This is a genomic window from Nocardia heshunensis (genome assembly GCF_054782115.1).
Genome location: NZ_BAAGTC010000026.1, coordinates 15,341 through 35,718, shown reverse-complemented (window position 1 = coordinate 35,718; position 20,378 = coordinate 15,341). Strand labels below are relative to the sequence as shown.

The window sequence follows — 20,378 nt, the reverse complement described above, 5'->3', positions numbered from 1 at the left end:
AGTCTGGCCTTGACGGGGAGAGACATTCACAGGCCACGAGAGGTTGACCATGGCCGAGTCGGCGCAGCCGGCAACAGGGCGCGCCGGTGCGAGCCGATCCAAGGTGCTGACGTCCTACGATCCGCGTACCGGGGAGGTCGTGGGCGAATACGCCAGCATGGGCGCGGGTGAGCTGACCCGCACCGTCCGCTCGGCGCGCAGCGCCGAACAATGGTGGGCGGCACTGGGATTCGACGCGCGCAAACGCTGGCTGCTGGATTGGAAGCGCGCCCTGGCCCGCGGCACCCGCGACCTGGTGGAGCTCATCTCGAGCGAGACCGGCAAGCCGCGCCTGGACGCCGCCATCGAGGTGACCCTGGCCGTCGAACACCTGGATTGGGTTGCGCGCCATGCCGAGCGGACCCTGGGCCGCACCACCCGGCTGCGCGCCTCGCTGCGTCGCGAACCCACCGGCACCGTCGGCTACCTGCCGCTGGGCGTGATCGGCGTGCTCGGCCCCTGGCACAATCCCGTTCTCACGCCGATGAATTCGATCGCGGGCGCGATGGCGGCCGGTAATGCCGTGGTGTTCAAACCCAGTGAGCTGACCCCGGGCGTGGGCGCCTGGCTGGCCGATACCTGGAACCAGTTGGCCCCGAATCAGCCTGTGCTGCAGGTCGTCACGGGTGACAGCGCCACCGCCGCCGCGCTGTGCCGGACCCGGCTGGACAAGCTGGCCTACGCCGGATCGGGTGCGGGGGCGCGCGAGATGGCCACGCTGGCCGCACAGTCGTCCACTCCTCTGATCGTCGAGCAGGGTGGACGCGGGGCCATGGTGGTGCAGGTCGACGCCAAGCTCGACACCGCCGCCGCGGCCGCGGTGTACGGCGCGATGGCCAATTCCGGTCAGCAGCCCGCCGGGGTGCGCTGCGTGTACGTGGCCGATTCGGTGTACGAGCCGTTCCTGGAACTGGTTGCGGGCCAGGCCAAACGGCTGCGGCCGGGCGCGGATCGCCGCGCCGCCTACGGTCCGATGATCCTGGAGTCGCAGATCGAGGTGGTGCGCAGGCAGGTGCGCGACGCCATCACCCGGGGCGGGCGGCCGGTGGTCGGTGGCCTGGAGTCCATTCGCGAGCCCTATATCGAGCCGATCGTGCTGACCGAGGTGCCGGAGGTGAGCATCGCGATCACCGGCGCGGCGGTCGGGCCGATGCTGATCGTGCAGCGGGTGGCGTCCATGGACGAGGCGGCCGAGCGGGTCAATGCCGCCGAACGGCCGTCCACGGTCGCGGTTTTCACGCGCGATGTGCGCAGTGTCCCCGAGTTCGCGGGCCGGCTGCGCAGCGAGCTGATCACCGTCAATTCGACCCCGGTCTACGGCGTGAACGGCCCCGGCCGCATCCGTGATCCGCAGTCGATGCGCGAATTCAGCCGGTCACAGACGATCACCGAGAAGCATCCGCCGGATCAGATCACCTCGGGCACCTTCGACAAGCACCCGCGCCGGTTACGCGTCGCCCGAGCCCTGTTCCGGCTGCGGCACCGGGTGTGAGGCGGGCACGCCCAGCAGGACCGCCCGCATCACCGCGCTGACCCGCGCCATGTTCTCCGGCCGCCCGTCGAAGCGGATGCGGCGGCCGACATCGGCGACCTGCGCGATGGCGGCGTGCACCCGGAAACGGGCCTCGATCTGATCGCCGTCGAGCAGGTTGGCCCATTCCAGCACGTTCTGCCGCTGCACCGACCGCAGCCGATGTTGTTCGGAGGCGGGCAGATTGGGGAATTCGGCGAAGTAGACCGGCAGGATCTCGGGCATGGCGAAGGTCATGCGGGCGAACCGGTCGGCGATGCGCACGGCCGCGTCGGCGCGGCTGGTGGCCTCTGCGAGGGCCTCGTTGTTGGCGATGGCGACCCGTTCGGCGGTGCGGTGTAGGGCCGCGGCCAACAGGTCGGCCTTGCTGGCGAAGTAGCGGTAGACGCTGGAGGCGTTGATGCCCGCGGCCGCGCCGATCTCCTCGATGCTGGCCTCGTGATAGCCCTGCCGGCCGAAGATGCGGATGGCCTCGGTGAGCAGCTGCTCCCGCTTGGAGATGACGGGCAGACCGCGCACGATCGGGTCGCCGGTGACGGGCCCGGGGGCGGGCGGCAGGTCGCAGCGCAGGATGTCCCAGCAGATCTCGATGATCAGGTTGATCAGCCGGGTGGTGGACAGCGCGGTGCGGTGCGCGGTGATGGAACCGATGGCGCTGAGCACCGCGGCGGACCGCAGCTGAATATCGGCCGGGTCGGCGTCGGGGTACAGCGGTTCGATCGCGGCGGCGAGGGTGTCGTGCAGTTCGGTGTAGATGATCCGGATGCGGTCGCGGTCGGCACGTTCCAGGTAGCGGCGTTCCCACCGGTACAGCCCGCCCTCGCGGCGCACGTCGATGGTGTATTCGGCAATGCCGCGGAACAATGCGGTGAGTCGCGGTTCCGGATCCAGCTCGGGATTGTCGGCGGCCTTGGCGGCATCCAGCAATTGCTGCGCGCCCATTTCCGCGGTCGCCACCAGCAGCGCGTATTTATTTCTGAAATGCCGGTAGAGGGCCGGGCCGGAGATGCCGACCTCGGCGGCGATCTCGTCCACGCCGACCGGGTGGTAGCCGCGTTCGGAGAAGGCTCGGGCCGCTACCCGTGCGATTTGGGCCTTGCGGTTCTTGGGCCGGCGACGCGGGCCGGACTCGGCCACGGTTGCCGCGGGTTCACTGTCCGGTCGCGCGGAAGCGAGGGCTGCCTCGCTGCGATCGGCGACCATACAGTTTCTCCTTCTCCGGGCCTCCGGCTGTTGACAGTGCCGGACGAACGACCTTAAGTTAACCACAATTCGCAAAGCTGAACACAGTCTGCGGCATTGCCGCCGCATATATATCTGGGAGCGCCCGATGAGCGATATCGCGACCACGACGGGTTACACCGCGATCCAGGACGGGCGGGTGCTGCGCATCACCATCACCAATCCCAAGCGCAAGAATGCGCTCAGCTACGACACCATGGTGGGCCTCGGCGACACCGTGCGGGCCGCCTCCGCCGACCCGGCCGTGCGGGTCATCGTACTGACGGGCGAGGGCGGCGATTTCTGCACCGGCGCGGACCTGGCGGCCGCGGACGCCTACACGGAACGCGGCATCACCAACGAGATGATCCTCGACGGGGCCAACGGGATGGTCAAAGCCATTGTCGAGGCCCCGATTCCGGTGATCGCCCGGGTCAAGGGCTCGGCCGCCGGCATCGGCGTGGCCATCGCGCTGGCCGCCGACCTGTCGTACCTGTCCGAGGACGCCTACCTGCTGCTGGCCTTCATCAATATCGGCCTGATGCCCGACGGTGGCGCGGCGGCGCTGGTGGCCGCGGCCGCCGGTCGGCCGCTGGCCGCGGAGATGGCCCTGCTGGGTGAGCGGCTCCCGGCGGCGAAGGCCCTGGAACACGGCCTGATCGCGGGCGTCTTCGCCGAGGAGGCGTTGGACGCCAAGGTGGAGGCCGCCGTCGACAAGCTCTCGCACGGCCCGCGCCGCGCCCTCGAGCTCACCAAGCGTGCCCTCGGGACGGCGGCGCTGACCTCGTTCGACGCGGTGCTGGACGCCGAGAAGTCCGGCCAGTGCGAGCTGCTGGACTCCCCGGATTTCGCCGAGGGCGCGGCCGCCATGCTGGGCAAGCGCAAGGCTGTTTTCAGCGAATAGCCAGGCGGGTCAGCCCTTTCCGGTGGCGGTGAGGTAGATCAGCACGACATTGAGCGCCGTGATGACCGCCGCCACCAGCCAGGCCAGCCAGGTCGTGACGCGGCGGTTCACGTTGTCGCCCATGAGGCCCGAGTCGCTGGTGAAACGCACCAGCGGAATCAGCGCGAACGGGATGCCGAAGGACAGCACCACCTGCGAAATGATCAGGGCGCGAGTCGGATCGACGCCGATGGCCAGCACCACCAGCGCCGGGATCAGCGTGATGACGCGGCGGATCACCAGCGGAATGTGACGGTGCAGCAGGCCCTGCATGATCATGGCCCCGGCGTAGGCCCCGACCGAGGTAGATGCCAGGCCGGAGGCGAGCAGCCCGACCGCGAGCAGCAGTCCGGCGGCCGGGCCGAGGACGTCGCGGATGGCGGCGTGCGCGCCTTCGATGGTGTCCACGCCCTCACGGCCGCGCAGCGTGCTGGCGGCGGTGAGCAGCATGGCCAGGTTCACCGCCCCGGCCAGCAGCATGGCCAGGCCGACGTCGTAGCGGGTGATGCGCAGCAACCGATCTCGGGGCGCGCCCGCCTCCGGATGCCCGTGCCGGTCGCGGGCCATGCCCGAGTGCAGATACACCACGTGCGGCATCACGGTCGCGCCGATCATGGCCGCCGCCAGCAGCACGCTGCCCGAGCCGTCGAATCGGGGCACCAAGCCGCCCACGGTTTCCGAGGCCGAGGGCGGCGAGATGAACAGCGAGGCAAGGAATCCGATGGCGATCACACCGAGCAGCCCGGTGATCACCCGTTCGAAGGGCTGCTGCCCGTGGTGGTTCTGGATCAGCAGCAGGCCCATCGACACGATGCCGGTGACCACGCCACCGGCCAGTAGCGGCAGCCCGAACAGCAGGTTGAGCGCGATGGCGCCGCCCACCACCTCGGCCAGATCGGTTGCCACGGCGACGGTTTCGGCCTGTGCCCAGTAGCCGATCCGGACCGGGCGACTCGACCGCTCCCGCACCATTTCCGGCAGCGACCGCCCGGTGACGAGTCCGAGTTTCGCGGACAGGAACTGGACCAGTCCGGCCATGATGTTGGCCATGACCACAACCCACACCAGCAGGTAGCCGTACTGCGCGCCGGCGCTGATATTCGACGCGACATTGCCGGGGTCGACGTAGGCGATGGCCGCGACGAAGGCGGGACCGAGTAGGACCGTGACCGATCGCGCTCGCTGGAACGGGCTGCGCTGATCGGTCACACTGGTACTCACAGAGAAAGTTTACGGGTTCCCTAACTTTTTGTTTAGTCCAGCCTGCCGACTTGTGACCATAGCCATAACGGCAAACAGCCCGGCACCTTGCGGTGCCGGGCTGTCGTATGCCGTCAGGGGTGGGCTAGATGCCCAGGCCCTGGGCCAGGACCGGCCACGAGTTGATGAACTCGTCGTTCCAGTAGCCCCACGAGTGGGTGCCGGTGGCCCGGAAGTTGTAGGTGGCCGGGATGTTCAGCGAGTTCAGCTTGTTGGCCAGGTTGTGGCTGCAGTAGTTGGTGCCCGCCTCGATCACGCCACCGACGATGATCTGGTTGGCCAGGCCGTACGCGCCCGGCAGGGTGTACGGACCGTTGAGGGTGTCCCACTGGCCCGGCAGGCCGCTGCCCGAGGAGATGTAAAGGTTGATGCCGCGCAGCTTTTCGGCATTGATGACCGGATCGTGCTCGGCCCATTCGGGCGAATCCGGCGGACCGTACATGTTGGAAAGCTTGCCGCCACCCCAGGTCTCGACGGTCAGGCGCATGAACTCCTGGCCCTGCGGGTCGGCCATCTGCGCGCAGCCGGAGTAGGCGGCGACGGACTTGTACAGGTCCGGCTTGGCCTCGGCGAGGGTGAGCACCGTGGTGCCGGAGGTGGAGATGCCGGAGATGGCGTTGACGCCGTTGGTGCCGAGCGCGGCGTCGATCAGCGGGGGCAGTTCCTCGCTGAAGAAGGTGGTCCACTTGTTGCGGCCGAGGACCGGATCGTCGTTGTCCCAGTCCTGGTAGTAGGACCATTTGCCGCCGATGGGCTGGACCACGTTGACGTTCTTGTCGCCGAGGAAGCCGTTGACGATATTGGTCTTCTTGACCCAGGAGGCGTCGTCCTGACCGCCGCCGGCGCCGTTGAGCAGGTACAGGGTCGGGCGCGGGACCGAGGCGTCGGCGGGCCGCTGCACATCGACCGGGTAGGTGGCGCCCATGGCCGCGGAGTAGACGTAGAGCCGGATGTTCCGGTCGTCCTTCATCTCGGCCTTGGTGATCTTCGAACCGTCCGCCGAGACCGGATCGGCCAGCAGCTTCTTGCCGTCGATGATCGGGTCAGCGGAGGCGGTGCCGCCGCCGACTCCGGTCATGAGACCGGTGAGAACCGCTGTGGCAGCGAGGAAGGCCGCGGCACGCACCCCGCGCCTTCCGTTCCGGACATGTCGACGAATCAATGTTTTGCACCTTCATCTCGTGTCGAATTCAGAGGTCGGCGACCCCGCGGCCTGGGTTTTCCAGTGGTACCGACCCCGACAGACCATACGGCCTCTTTCGTGGCGTATTACTGCATCGCCGCAACACCGCGCAATATTACGACTTGGTCGCGCGGCGGCCACATCCGACCGCCGCGCGTAATCGTTCCGTTACTGCTTTCCCAGCCTTCTCAGCGACCGTGTTCGGCAAGCCCGCCCAGGGCCTGCACCCAGCCCTCCACGAGCTGCTTGACCTGATCGAGACCGAGCACCGCGCCGACGAAGTCGAAGCGAGCGACCAGCCCGTCCTGACTGGTGTCGACGGTGACATCCAGGTACAGGTCGTCGGCTACCGGTTCCGGATAGACCCGCGCCGGGCGCAGATCGCGGTAGCGGAAGCCGATGCGGCCCACCGGCAGTGCCGCGATCTCGTCGGCCGTCTCCGGGTTCAGGTACCGCAGCAACCCGAAACCGACGCCCTGCGACGGGATCTCGCGGGCACTGTCACGCACCTGCTCGATGACCGCGCCCGCCGCCGCGCCACCGGCGCGCACCTCGGCGACGTCGACGCCCTCGAGTCGCAGCGGGAACGGGTAGGCGGTGCTGAACGCGCCGACCGTGCGCTGCCCGGCCGCATCGCCGCCGTCGCGACCGTCGGCGAGCAGCCGCACCACCGAACCCAATGTGTTGCGCAGGGTTTCGGCGGCCGGATCGTGCAGCGCGGTGGCCAGCGCGCCCAGCAGCACGTCGTCGATGCTCGCGCCGTAGCGTCGTGCCGCGCCATCCACGGCGGCCGCGCCCTCGCCGGTGATGGACACCGAGACTCGGCCGCGCCCACCGGATTCGGTGTCGCCGAGCACTTCGCTCGGGGACACACCCGCGGTGACGTCGGCGAGTGTCTTGCGCCACCAGGCCAATTCGTCGACGGTGTCGGCGTCGACGGCCCGCTGCGCGAGCGCGCGGGCGATGCCGAGCGGATGCGCGTCGGCGCTGTGCGGCGTCGAGTGTCCGCCGGACCAGGAGGCGGTGAGGTCCTCGATGACGGTGCGCCACGAGGTGTCGTCCACCACCAGGCCGTTGGCGACGACCACCAGCACGGCGGCGGGCCGGTCGGCCGGATCGCCGCCGGTGTCCACGTTCTCCATGAGCACGAACCGCATGTTGTACCCCTTGGCGGGATCCAATTCGGCGGAGGCGGCGTGGATGACGGCCTCGATGGGGTTGCCGACGGCTTCGACGTTCGGGTCGATCTGCCAGACCACGGCCGCCCCGCGCGGCTGTTGGGTGGGAATGTCGAGGGCCACCGCGTCGCCGTCGCGCCGCAGCCGGGCCCACAGGCCGGGGTGGCGGTCGAGCAGGGTGGCCACCGAGCGACGCACCCGGGTGCCGGAGATGCCCGCGGCGATATCGATGGTGATGGCGCGGACCCAGAGTCCGGACGGCTCCACCTCGAGCAGGCCGACCGCACCGGCCGGGAGCGGCGAGACGTCACCGACGGAGGTCAGTCGCGGTTCGATGTGGACGGGGCGGGCGGATACGGGTTGCGCCGCTTCCACCTTCGGCTCGTCCGCTGCCGCCTTCGGCTCGTCCTCGACCGGGGCCGCGACCACCGGCTCGGGTGTCGCCTCGGCCTCGATCTCGACGACGTCATCGGCTTCGTCAGCGTCGTCAACCTCGGCGGGCTTCAGACCGGCGGCCAGATCCTCGGGCCGGATGATCGGCAGCACCTGGGTGATGGCCCAGTCCGCCCCGGAGTCCCATTCGTCCGCTGCCGCAGCAGATTCGGCGGCCTCGGTTTCGATGGCCTCGGATTCGGCAACCTCGAGTTCGGCCGGAGCCTGCTCGCCGGCGTCGGCGCGGGCGAGCAGTTCGGCCAGTCGCGGCCCGATCTCCGCGAACGCCTCGGCACCCGTCATCTGCTGATGCCGCAGCGGCACAGCGTAATCGGAGACACCGGCCGCGAACGGCGACCATTCCGCGGCCGCTCCGGCCCGTTCGCCGTCGTCGTGCACGGTGGCCCGGAACAGTTCGATCCGCCCGTCGAACCGGTCGGGCCGGTATTCGGTGATCAACTGCACGGCCCCCATGGCGCCCCGGTAGATGCGACGCATCCGGTCCAGGGTGAGCACGGCGAGTTCCGGCGGCAACGCAGCGGTGAGGGCGGCGAGCGCGTCGTCGCCCAGGTCGCGCAGGTCGGCGGGGAAGGCGTCGGCGGGCACGCCGAGCTGCATGAATTCCGCACGCACCGTGGACCGGAAGTACTCGAGGTCGATTTCCGGGAAGGCGTCGAGCAGACCGAGCAGCTCGACCTGCTCCCCCGCCGCCCGCAGTTCGGTGGCCAGCGCGTGGGCGATCAGACCGCCCATGGAGTAGCCGATGATCCGGTACGGCCCGTGCGGCTGCACCGAACGCATGGCCTCGAGGTAGCGCCCGATCATCTCCCCGAAAGTGGCCGGGTCGTAGTCGTTCTCGGTGAGCGCGGGTGATTGCAGACCGAGGATCGGCTGATCCGCGGGCAGGTGCTCGGCGAGTCCGGCGAACGGCCAGGCCAGGCCGGACAGCGGCGGCGCGCAGAACAGCGGCGGCCGGGAGCCTTCGGCGCGGATCGACAGGATCGGCGCGAGGCTGGCCTCGATCTCGGAGTCGGCGTCGGTGCCGTCGGCGATGCGCGCGCTGAGCCCGGCCACGGTCGGGTCGGTGAAGAACCACGCGACCCGCACATTGGCCCCGTCGAGGCGCTGGTTCAGTTCGCTGACCACACGGGTGGCCAGCAGCGAGTTGCCGCCGAGGGAGAAGAAGTTGTCCGCCACGCCGACCCGGTCGACACCGAGTACCTCGGCCACGACCCCGGCCACCGTCTGCTCCAGAGGTGTTCTCGGAGCCTGGAATTCGCGGCGGGTGAGCACCGGCTCGGGCAGGGCCCGGCGATCCAGCTTGCCCGCGGGGGTCAGCGGGATGGCATCGAGGACCGTAATGGCCGTCGGCACCATGTATTCCGGCAGTCGGCTCGCGACATGCGCGGTGAGCACCGAAGTGTCGATCGTCTGTCCCTGCGCGGCCCGCACGTAGGACGCCAGGATGGTGGCTCCGGCGGCGGTGCGGTGGCCGATGGTGACCGCGAAGTCCACGCTCTCGTGCGCGCCGAGCACGGCGTCGATCTCGCCGAGTTCGATACGGAAGCCGCGGATCTTGACCTGGAAGTCGGAGCGGCCCACGTATTCGATGAGTCCGTCCGCGGTCCAGCGCACCACGTCACCGGTGCGGTACATGCGCACGCCGGTGGCAAACGGGTTGGCCACGAAGCGATCCGCGGTCAGGCCCGGCCGCGCGTGGTAGCCGCGCGCCAGCTGGATGCCCGACAGGTACAGCTCGCCCGACGCGCCCACCGGCACCGGCCGCAACCGGTTGTCGAGGACGAGGGCCTGCGTACCCGCGATCGGGCCGCCGATGGTCACCGGATCGCCCGGCAGCAGCGGCTTTCCGATGGTCGTGACGACGGTGGTCTCGGTCGGACCGTAGACATTGTGGAAGCGGCGCACGGTGCCGTCCGCGTCGCCCAGCGGCACCGCCCACTTGTCGGCCAGGTCGACGGGCATGGCCTCGCCACCGGTGGCGAGCACGCGCAGCGTGTCGAGGCCCGTGGGATCGAAGGTGGACAGGGCGGCGGTGGTGATGAACGCGTGGCTGACCTGCTCGCGGCGGATCAGCTCGGCGAGCTCCTCGCCGCCGTAGGTGCCCGGCGGCACCACCACGAGCGCGCCGCCCGCGCCGATGGCGAGCAGGAATTCCAGCATCGACGCGTCGAACGACGGCGACGCGAAATGCAGTGCGCGCGTGCTGGAGTCGAGCCCGTACCATTCGACCTGGGCGGCGGAGAAGGTGGCCAGACCGGCGTGGGCGACCACGACGCCCTTGGGCACGCCGGTCGAGCCGGAGGTGTAGATGACGTAGGCCGCGTGATCGGGTCGCAGCGGGTGGCGGCGATCGGCGTCGGTGATCGGCGCGTCCGAGCGCCGGTCGACCTCGACCACGAACCGGTGCTCGTCGAGCGCGATCCACTCGATGTCGGCCGAGAGTTCGCGCAGCGCGACGATATCCGCGCTCAGCGCGAGGCCCAGTCGCGCACCGGAATCGGTGATCATGTGGCCGATCCGCTCGGCCGGGTAGTCGGGATCGATCGGCACGAAGGCGGCGCCGGTCTTGGTGACACCCCAGGTGGCCAGCACCGATTCGATGGACCGCCGCAGCGCCACGGCCACCCGGACTTCCGGTCCGGCACCGTGGTTGATCAGGGCGCGCGCCAGCTTCGAGGAGGCCGCATCCAGATCGGTGTAGCTGAAGGCGCGCCCGCGCAGCACGACCGCGGGGCCGGTCGGGTTGGCCCGGACCGCCGCGCGCAGCAGTTCCGGCAGGGTGCCGGGCCGCTGCGCCGGGCCGCCGGTGCGAGCGGTGAGATCCGCGAATTCGGTGGGCGACAGCAGTTCCAGATCGCCGACCGCATGCCGCGGCCGGGCCGCGATATCGGTGAGCAGGCGCAGGAAGCGCTGCCCGAACACCTCCACCGTGGCCGCGTCGAACAGGTCGCGGGCGAAGGTGAGGATGCCGGTCGCACCGGCGTCGCCGCCGCCGACGACGGTCAACTGCAGATCGAATTTCGCGGTGTCGACCTCGAAATCGACCGCGCCGACCCGCAATCCGGGCAGTTCGAACCCGGCATCGGGCAGATTCTCGAACGACAACGCCACCTGGAACAGCGGATTGCGCGCGGTGGAGCGCTCGGGGTTGAGCAGTTCGACCAGTCGCTCGAACGGGACGTCGGCGTGTGCGAAGGCCGCCAGGTCGGCGTCCTTGACCTCGGCGAGGAGCTCGTCGAAGGTCTGCTGCCCGGCCACGCGGGTGCGCAGCACCAGCGTGTTGACGAACATGCCGATCACGTCATCGAGTTCGGCCTCACCACGACCCGCGATCGGCGTACCGATCGCAATGTCGTCGGTACCCGAGAGCCGCGACAGGAACACCGCGAGTGCGGTGTGCATCACCATGAACAGCGTCGCATTGCGTTCCCGCGCAAGGGTTTGCAGCGCCTGCTGCAGCTCGGCACCGATCTCGAAGGAAACCGTGCCGCCACGCAACGACGCCACCGGCGGGCGCGGACGGTCCGACGGCAGGTTCAGCTCGTCCGGCAGCCCGGCCAGCGTGGTCCGCCAGAAGTCGGCCTGCGCGGAGATCAGGCTCTCCGGATCTTCTTCGGAGCCCAGCACTTCGCGCTGCCACAGCGTGTAATCCGCGTACTGCACCGGCAGCGGAGCCCACGCCGGAGCGTCGCCATTGATGCGTGCCGCATACGCCAGCATGATGTCGCGGGTGAACGGGCCCATCGACCAGCCGTCGGCGCTGATGTGGTGCGCCACGAAGACGAGCACATGCTCGGCATCGGCACCCTCGACGCGGAAGAGCTTGGCCCGCAACGGAACCTCGCGTGCCACGTCGAATCCGGTGGCGAGGATGCCCGCGATGCGGTGGGGCAGCGAGCCCGCGGTGACCAGGCTCGGCGTGAGGTCGGGCACCACCTGGGCGGCGGGCCGGATCACCTGCCGCGCTTCACCGTCGAGCTGCGGGTAGACCGTCCGCAGCGACTCGTGGCGACCGATGGTGTCGGCCACGGCCTGTTGCAGCGCAGCCACATTCAGCTCGCCGGTCAGTCGGACGGCGGCCGGGATGTTGTAGGCCGCCGACGTGGTGTCGAACTGGTTGAGGAACCACATGCGCTGCTGGGCCAGCGACAGCGGAATGTGCTCCGGTCGCGGTCCGGCGGTCAGCGCCTTGCGGCCCAGGCCCGCGTGCTGCTCCACCTTGATGGCGAGAGCGGCGACGGTGGGCGCCTCGAAGAGGATCCGGACGGGCACGCGAGTGTCGAGGGCCGCGCCCAGGCGGGCCGCGACCTGCGTTGCCACCAGCGAGTTTCCACCCAAGGCGAAGAAGTCGTCGTCCGCGCCGACCCGCTCGGCGCCGAGCACGTCGGTGAACACGCCCGCCACGATCTCCTCGATCGGGGTGGACGGGGCCCGGTAGGCGGTGGCCTCGAATTCGGGGTCCGGCAGGGCTTTACGGTCCAGCTTGCCGTTCACATTGAGCGGCAAGGCCTCCAGCACCACGAACGCCGACGGCACCATGTACGACGGCAGCGCGGCGGCCAGCGCCGACTTCACCTGCGCCACATCGATATCCGAGTCGGCGGGCACCAGGTAGGCGACCAGCCGGTCGCCCGTGCGGGCATCCGACTTGGCCAGCACCGCGACCTGCGCGACCGGCGGCAACGCCAGCAGCGCGGCCTCGATCTCACCGAGCTCGATACGGAAGCCACGGATCTTCACCTGGAAGTCGGTGCGTCCCCGGTACTCCAGCTCTCCGGCGGCATTCCAGGCCACCAGGTCACCGGTGCGGTACATCCGCTCGCCGTGCCCGAACGGGTTGGCCACGAAGCGATCCGCGGTCAGGTCCGGTCGTGCGAAGTAGCCGCGGGCCAGCTGCGCACCGGCCAGGTACAGCTCGCCGGACACGCCCACCGGCACCGGCCGCAGCCGGGCGTCGAGGACGTAGACGCGGCTGTTCCATTCCGGCGCGCCGATCGGCACGGACCCCTGGTCCGCGTCGGTGACCGCGTGGCTGGTGATGGACACCGCCGCCTCGGTCGGCCCGTAGAGGTTGAACAGCGCGGTGTCCGGGTTCTCGGTGCGGAAGCGCTGGGCCACGGCCGCGGGCAGCGCCTCACCGATGGCCAGCACGCGGCGCAGCGAATCCGTCAGCACCCCACCGGATTCGGTCATCAGCGCGTCCAGCATGGACGGCACCACGTGCAGCGTGGTGACGCCCTCGCGGTCCATGAGCTGGTTGAGGTAGGCCGGGTCGCGGTGCCCGTCGGCCGAGGCGATCACCAGGCGTCCGCCGGAGACGGCGGCCGACCAGAATTCCCACACCGACAGGTCGAAGGTGGCGGCGGTCTTGAGCAGCACCGCGTCCCGCGCGCCGAGCCCGAATTCCGTGGCCTTCCAGCGCAACTGGTTGACGACCGCCTGGTGCGGCACCGCCACACCCTTCGGCCGGCCGGTCGATCCGGAGGTGAAGATGACGTAGGCGGTATTGCCCGGCCGCAGCGGCGCCAGCCGCTCGGCATTGGTGACCCCGTGTCCGGCAAAGGATTCCAGCCGCAGATCGGCCAGGTTCATGACCGGCGCGAGCATGGAGTCGAAACCGGATTCGGAGTTGGTGAGCACGCACAGCGGCGCGGCGGTCTTGAGGATGTACCCGGTCCGCTCGTCCGGCTGATCCGGATCCACCGGCACGTACACGCCACCGGCGACCGACACCGCGTACATGGCGACGACCAGATCCACCGAGCGTCGCAGCGCCAGCGCCACCCGGGTCTCGGGGCCGACGCCGCGCGAAATCAGGTAGCGCGCCAGGCGATTGACCCGCAGCCCGAGTTCACCGTAGGTGATGCGGGTGCCGTCGGGTGCGACCAGTGCGGCGTTCTCGGGTGCGGCGGTCACGCCCGCGTTGAGCAGCGAGGCCAGCGTGGCGGCCGCGTCCACCCGATGCGCGGTGGCATTGCGCCCCAGGACGATGTCGGCCCGCTCCTGCGCGGACATCAGATCGATGTCCCCGGCCCGGACGGAGGCGTCCGCCACGACGGCGGCGAGCAGGCGCTGCAGGCGGTCCAGCAGCCCCGCGACGGTCGCGGCGTCGTAGAGGTCGGAGGCGTAGGTGATGAAGCCGCCGATCCCGGTGGGCGTCCCGGCCTCGTCGTAGGCGTCGGACACGATCAGGTGCAGATCGAACTGCGACACTTCGACATCCGCGCGCAGCCCGGCAATGCGCAGCCCCGGCAGTTCGAGGCTCTCCTGCGCCATGTTCTGGAACGACAGGCCGACCTGGAACAGCGGGTGGTGCGCGGTCGAGCGCGGCGGGCTGAGCACCTCGACGAGCCGCTCGAACGGAATGTCGGCGTGCGAGAACGCCTGCAGATCGGTTTCGCGCTGCCGCGCCAGCAGGTCGGCGAAGGTGTCGTCGCCGTCCACGTGCGTGTGGAACACGACCTGGTTGACGAACATGCCGATCAGATCGTCGAGTTCGCGTTCGCCACGGCCGGCCATCGGGGTGCCGATGGCGATGTCGGCGGTGCCGGACAGTCGCGACAGCAGCAGCGCGAACGCGGTGTGCACCACCATGAACAGGGTGGCGTTGTGCTCGCGCGCCAGGCGGGTCAGGCCGGCGTGGATGTCGGCGTCGATGACCACGTTGACGCGCGATCCGGCCAGCGAGGCGACCGCGGGGCGCGGCCGGTCGGTGGGCAGTTCGAGCAGGTCGGGCAGGCCGTCGAGAGCCTTGCGCCAGTAGGCGATCTGCTGGGCGGCAACGGATTCCGGATCGGATTCGTCACCCAGCACAGCCCGCTGCCACAGCGCGAAGTCGGCGTACTGCACGGCCAGCGGGGCCCAACCGGGCTCCGCGCCCGCGACACGGGACGCGTAGGCGGTCATGATGTCGCGCGAGAGCGGAGCCATGGACGAGCCGTCGGCGGCGATGTGGTGCGCGACCACGGCCAGCACATACTCCGAACCGGCTGCAGCGTCGGCGATTTCGAGCAGTCGCACCCGGATCGGCACCTGCCGGGTGACATCGAACGGGGTCACGGCGAGTTCGTAGACGGAGGCGGCGACCTCGGCCTCGGTGACCCGCACCGACTCCAGGCGCGCGGCGGCGGTGTCCTCGCCCACCGGCAGCACCACCTGCACCGGGCCCTCGGGAGTCTCCGGGTACACGGTGCGCAGCACCTCGTGGCGCGACACCACATCGTCGAGTGCGAGGGTCAGCGCGGCCACGTCGAGATGGCCGGTGATGCGCAGCGCGAACGGCAGGTTGTAGGCCGCCGAGCCCGCCCCGATGGTGCCGTCGCCCTGGTCCTCGAAGCGGTTGAGGAACCACATGCGCTGCTGCGCAGGCGACAACGGCAGCTGTTCCGGTCGTTCGATGCTGCCCAGCAGCTGAGCACGCCCACTGCGGGCCAGCGATTCGATGGCGCTCGCCAGCGCGGTGACGGTCGGCGTCTCGAACAGCGCGCGCACCGGCACCCGGTCCCCGATGGCGACCCCGAGTCGGGCCACCACTTGCGTCGCCACCAGCGAGTTGCCGCCGAGCGCGAAGAAGTCGTCGTCCGCGCCGACCCGGGCCACCCCGAGCACCTCGGCGAACACCCCGGCCACGATCTCCTCGACCGCCGTTGCGGGAGCCCGGAATTCGCGTCCGATGAAGGTGGGCGCGGGCAGCGCCTTGCGATCCAGCTTGCCGGAGGCGTTCAACGGGAAGGCGTCGAGCGCCACGATGGTGGCCGGAATCATGTACGCGGGCAGGTGATTCGCGAGCGCGGGCAGCAGTTCGGCCGCGTCGATGGCCTGTCCCGGCTTCGGCACCGCGTAGGCGACCAGCTGATCACCGAGATCCGAGGGCATCACCAGGGCGACGGCCGCCGAGACGACCGGCTGGGCCAGCAGCGCGGTCTCGATCTCGCCGAGCTCGATGCGCTGGCCACGGAACTTCACCTGGAAGTCGGTGCGCCCGATGTAGTCCAGCCGCGCCGGACGATCCGCTTCGGCGTCGCGCCACACCACCAGGTCACCGGTGCGGTACATCCGCTCACCGGCACCGAAGGGGTTGGCCACGAAGCGATCCGAGGTCAGATCCGGCCGTCGCACGTAGCCGCGCGCCAGCTGGTCACCGGCCAGGTACAGCTCACCGGCGACGCCCGCGGGCACCGCCCGCAGCAGCGCGTCCAGCACGTAGACGCGAGTGTTCCACTGTGGCAACCCGATCGGCACGGTCGGCTTCTCGTCGCCGCGCGCCTGCCAGTAGGTCACCGACACCGCGGCCTCGGTCGGCCCGTACAGGTTGTGCACCTTCGCACCACTCACCGCGGCGAAGGCGGCCACGGTCTCCGGCGGCAGCGCCTCACCGATGACGAACACATCGCGCAGGCTGTCGAGGGCTCCGGGCGCGGTATGCGCGGCGAACACGGTCAGCATGGACGGCACGAAGTCGGTGACCGTGACCCCGTGGCGCGCAATGGATTCGGCCACGTACTGCGGATCGCGATGCCCGTCGTGGGTCGCGACCACGAGCTTGGCGCCGGTCCGCAACGGCATGAAGTAGCCCCACAGCGACACGTCGAAGGTGGTCGCGGTCTTCTGCAGGTAGACGTCGCCCGGACCCATCGGGTACTCGTCCAGCATCCAGGTGGTCTGGTTGTGGATCGCCGCGTGCGAGACGGCGACGCCCTTGGGCCGACCGGTGGACCCGGAGGTGAAGATGACGTAGGCGGGATGCTCGGGCAGCACCCGGCCGAGCAGTTCGCCCGGATTCAAAGGCGCGCCGTTGAACACGCTGTTGTCGAGCACGTCCAGGTAGACCACGCCGGTGTCGTCCGGAACCGGGATCGCGTCGGCGATGGTGGTCAAAACGCAGGCGGGTTGCGCGGTTTCGAGGATGTGGGCGATGCGGTCGGCCGGATGATCCGGGTCCAGCGGCACGTACGCGCCACCCGCGGTGAGCACCGCGTACATGCCGATCACGAGTTCGGGCGAGCGCCGCAGCGACAGGCCGACCAGCGCCTCCGGGCCGACCCCGTAGGCGATGAGCAGGCGCGCGAGCTTGTTGACCCGCTGATCGAATTCGCGGTAGGTGAGCTCGGTGCCCTCGAAGTGCAGGGCGACGGCGTCCGGATGCGCGGCCACGGCCCGGCGGTAGCCGTCGAGCAGCAGCTCCGGCGCGACCGGATGCCGGGTGTCGTTCCAGCCCAGCAGGATTCGCTCGCGCTCGGCGGCGGAGAGCAGGTCGAACTCGCCCAGACGGGTCTGCGGATCGGCGGCGATGCCGGACAGCAACCGCACCAGCCGATCACCGAATCCGGCGACCGTCTCCTCGTCGAAAAGGTCGGTGGCATAGGTGAATACGGCCGTCATGCCGGCCGCGACACCGTCCGTGACCCGCGGGATCACCGACAGCTGCAGATCGAATTTCGCTACCGCGCCGTCGAGTTCGACGGCCTCGGCGCGCAGACCGGGCAGTTCCAGGCGCGGGGTCTCGATATTGTGGAAGAACAACGCCACCTGGAACAGCGGGTGATGCGCCTGCGAGCGGACCGGGTCGAGAACCTCCACCAGGCGTTCGAACGGCAGTTCGGCATGCGAGAAGGCCGCCAGATCGGTCTCTTTCGCGGTATCGAGCAGCTCGGCGAAGGTGGCGGTGGGGTCGATGCGGGTGCGCAGTACCAGCGTGTTGACGAACATGCCGATCAGGTCGTCGAGTTCGCGCTCACCGCGGCCCGCGACCGGGGTGCCGATCACGACGTCCTCGGTGCCGGACAGGCGCCCGAGCAGGGTGGCGAGCGCGCTGTGCATCACCATGAACGGCGAGGCGCCGCTGCGCTGGGCGAGCTCGTCGAGGCGCCCGTGCAGGGCGGCGTCGATCTCGAACTTGTGCACCGCGCCGCGCCCGCTGGCGATCGAGGGCCGCGGCCGGTCGGCGGGCAGTTCGAGGCGATCCGGGATGCCCGCCAAGGCCTCTCGCCAGTAGGCGATCTGGCTCGCGGCCAGCGAATCGGCCTGCTGTTCGTCGCCGAGCAGCGCCCGCTGCCACAGCGTGTAGTCGGCGTACTGCACCGCGAGCGGCTCCCACGCCACCGCCGCGCCACCGTGGTGTGCGAAGTAGGCGGTCAGCAGGTCCCGCATGAACGGTCCCACCGACGCCCCGTCGGCGGCGATGTGGTGCACGACCACCGCAATGACATAGTCACCGGCCCCGATCTCGGCCAGTTCGATGCGCAGCGGCACCTCGGCGGCCACATCGAAGCCGCGCCCGGCCAGCTCCAGCAGCCAGGCGGGCACCCGGTCCGGCGCGACGGCCTGCGGCGTCAAGGACGGAATCGCCTGCGCCGCAGGCAGAATCACCTGGTACCCGGTGCCGTCCACAGCCGGGTACACGGTGCGCAGCGTCTCGTGCCGCTCGACCAGATCAGCGATGGCGGCCCGTAGAGCGGGAATATCGAGCGCGTCGGTGCCCGGATCGGTCGAGTGCAGCCGGATCGCGAAGGGAATGTTGTTGGCGGCCGAGCCCGGATCGAACTGGTTGAGGAACCACATGCGCTGCTGCGCCAGCGACAGCGGAATGCGGTCGGGGCGCGGCTGTGTGGCAAGCGCGGGCCGTCCCCCGGCACCCACCAGGGGTTCCAGCTGTGCGGCCAGCGCGGCCACGGTGGACGCGGTGAAGATGACCCGGGCCGGAACGCGCGCGGAGATCTCCGCGCCCAGCCGGGCCGCGACCCGGGTGGCGATCAGCGAGTTGCCGCCCAGTTCGAAGAAGTCGTCATCCGCGCCGATCGGATCGGCCGGTTCCAGCAGATCGGCAAAGACACCCGCGACCAAATCCTCGAGCCGCCCCTGCGGCGCGCGGAATTCCTTGGTGCGCAAGTGCGGTGCGGGCAGCGCCGCCCGATCCAGCTTGCCGACCGGCGTCAGCGGAATGACGTCCAGCACCGTGATGGTGGTGGGCACCATGTGCGCGGGCAGGCTCTGTTCGGCGTACGCGGTCAGCTCGTCCACGTCCACGCTCGCGCCGGGCGCGGCATGCACGTATCCGGCCAGAATCGTTGCGCCGGTGTCGAGTTTGTGGCCGACGGTGACCGCGAAGTCCACGCTGGCATGCGAGCCGAGCACCGCGTCGATCTCGCCGAGTTCGATGCGGAAACCACGAATCTTGACCTGGAAGTCGTTGCGCCCCAGGTATTCCACCTCGCCCGAGGGCAGGCGGCGCACCACGTCACCGGTGCGGTAGATCCGGGAACCGCTGGGGTCCAAGGGATTCGCGACGAAACGGGCCGCCGTCAGCGCGGGCCGCGCGTGGTAGCCGCGCGCCACCTGCGCGCCGCTGATGTAGAGCTCACCCACGACGCCGTCGAGCACGGGCACGAGCCGCTCGTCGAGCACGTATTCGGTGATGCCGCGCACGGGTGCGCCGATGGTGACCAGTTCACCCGGCACCAGCGGTGCGCTGATATTGGTCATGATGGTGGTCTCGGTGGGCCCGTACCCGTTGTAGAACTCGCGGTCGGAGCCCCCGGCGAGCGGAAGTACCCAGCGCCGCACCAGATCCGGCGGGCAGGCCTCACCACCGGCGACCACGACCCGCAGGTCGTCGAGCCCGGCCGGATCGACCGAGGCCAGCGCGGCGGGCGTGATGAAGGCATGGGTGACCCGCTCGCGGCGCAGCAGCGCCGCCAGTTCGTCGCCGCCGAGCACATCGGGCGAGGCGACCACCAGCGCACCCGCGCCACCGAGCGCGAGCAGCAGTTCCAGCACCGAGGCGTCGAACGACGGCGACGCGAAATGCAGTGCTCGCGAATCGGTTCCGGTGCGATAGCGCTCCCGCTGCTCGTCGCAGAACCCGGACAGTCCCGCCTGCGTGACGACGACACCCTTGGGCTTGCCGGTCGAGCCGGAGGTGTAGATGACATAGGCCGGATGTTCGGCGCGCAGCGGCCGCACCCGATCGGTGGAGGTGACGGCCTCCTCCGGGTACTCCGCGGCCTCGAGCACGAGGTCCGGGGCGTCGAGGGTCAGCCATTCGACATCGTCGGCCAGGTCCGCGCGCACCTTGGCGACGGTCAGCCCGAGCACGGCCCGCGAGTCGGTGACCATATGGGTCACCCGGTCCTGCGGATAGTTCGGATCGACGGGGACATATCCGGCGCCGGTCTTGGCGACGGCCCACACCGCGACCACCGAGTCCAGCGAACGGGGAATGCCGATGGCCACCAGATCTTCGGGCCCGATCCCCCGGTCGATGAGCAGCCGGGCCAGGCGCGTGGACCGGGCGTCGAGTTCGGCGTAGGTCAGGGTGCCCAGCGTGGCGCTCGCGTCGGCGTAGACGACGGCGAGGCCGCTCGGGTTGGCCTCGGCCGCGGCAGCCATGAGCTGCGGCAGGGTGGTGACGCGTGGCCGACGGGTGCGGGTGGGTCGCTGGCGAACCGGGCGGGTCATGCCTGCGCTCCCGCGTACGTCGTCTTGCCCTGTTCCCCGGCCGCCCGAACCATGAACCGCTGCCTCATCCCTTGCCGTCGTACCTGCGCGCATGCTGAAGCACACATCCTGATC

6 protein-coding genes are annotated in these 20,378 nt (G+C 69.9%); 2 read left to right on the top strand and 4 right to left on the bottom strand.

Going from position 1 to position 20,378, the window contains the following annotated elements:
- The first annotated feature begins 49 nt into the window (after positions 1–49).
- Positions 50–1,531: an aldehyde dehydrogenase family protein gene (locus ACYVN4_RS40275; protein WP_460728703.1), complete on the top strand. Its 1,482-nt coding sequence runs from the start codon at positions 50–52 to the stop codon at positions 1,529–1,531.
- On the opposite strand, the gene ACYVN4_RS40270 is transcribed toward ACYVN4_RS40275, so the two are convergent.
- The gene (locus tag ACYVN4_RS40270; RefSeq protein ID WP_460728701.1) at positions 1,487–2,773 is read right to left on the bottom strand and encodes a TetR/AcrR family transcriptional regulator; all 1,287 of its coding nucleotides are present in this window, start codon (positions 2,771–2,773) and stop codon (positions 1,487–1,489) included. The two genes, ACYVN4_RS40275 and ACYVN4_RS40270, sit on opposite strands and share 45 nt — an antisense overlap.
- 127 nt (positions 2,774–2,900) lie before the next feature.
- Between ACYVN4_RS40270 and ACYVN4_RS40265 the strand changes: the two genes are divergently transcribed.
- On the top strand, positions 2,901–3,695 hold the full coding sequence (locus tag ACYVN4_RS40265; protein ID WP_460728699.1) for an enoyl-CoA hydratase-related protein: 795 nt from the start codon (positions 2,901–2,903) through the stop codon (positions 3,693–3,695).
- Between the two features lie 9 nt (positions 3,696–3,704).
- Here ACYVN4_RS40265 and ACYVN4_RS40260 read toward each other — a convergent pair whose 3' ends face one another.
- From ACYVN4_RS40260 to ACYVN4_RS40250, 3 genes are all read right to left on the bottom strand, one after another.
- On the bottom strand, positions 3,705–4,955 hold the full coding sequence (locus ACYVN4_RS40260; RefSeq protein ID WP_460728697.1) for an Nramp family divalent metal transporter: 1,251 nt from the start codon (positions 4,953–4,955) through the stop codon (positions 3,705–3,707).
- 124 nt (positions 4,956–5,079) lie between these two features.
- Positions 5,080–6,072 (bottom strand): alpha/beta hydrolase, encoded by a 993-nt coding sequence (locus ACYVN4_RS40255; protein ID WP_460728978.1) that lies wholly within the window; start codon positions 6,070–6,072, stop codon positions 5,080–5,082.
- Positions 6,073–6,365: 293 nt separating this feature from the next.
- Entirely contained in the window at positions 6,366–20,357 is a 13,992-nt protein-coding gene (locus tag ACYVN4_RS40250; protein ID WP_460728695.1) for an amino acid adenylation domain-containing protein, read from the bottom strand.
- Between the last annotated feature and the right edge of the window lie 21 nt (positions 20,358–20,378).

Excerpts from the sequence above, each read along its gene's own strand:
- ACYVN4_RS40275 (WP_460728703.1), top strand. The coding sequence starts at position 50 with ATGGCCGAGTCGGCGCAGCCGGCAACAGGGCGCGCCGGTGCGAGCCGA.
- ACYVN4_RS40270 (WP_460728701.1), bottom strand. The coding sequence starts at position 2,773 with ATGGTCGCCGATCGCAGCGAGGCAGCCCTCGCTTCCGCGCGACCGGAC.
- ACYVN4_RS40265 (WP_460728699.1), top strand. The coding sequence starts at position 2,901 with ATGAGCGATATCGCGACCACGACGGGTTACACCGCGATCCAGGACGGG.
- ACYVN4_RS40255 (WP_460728978.1), bottom strand. The coding sequence starts at position 6,072 with ATGACCGGAGTCGGCGGCGGCACCGCCTCCGCTGACCCGATCATCGAC.
- ACYVN4_RS40250 (WP_460728695.1), bottom strand. The coding sequence starts at position 20,357 with ATGCGCGCAGGTACGACGGCAAGGGATGAGGCAGCGGTTCATGGTTCG.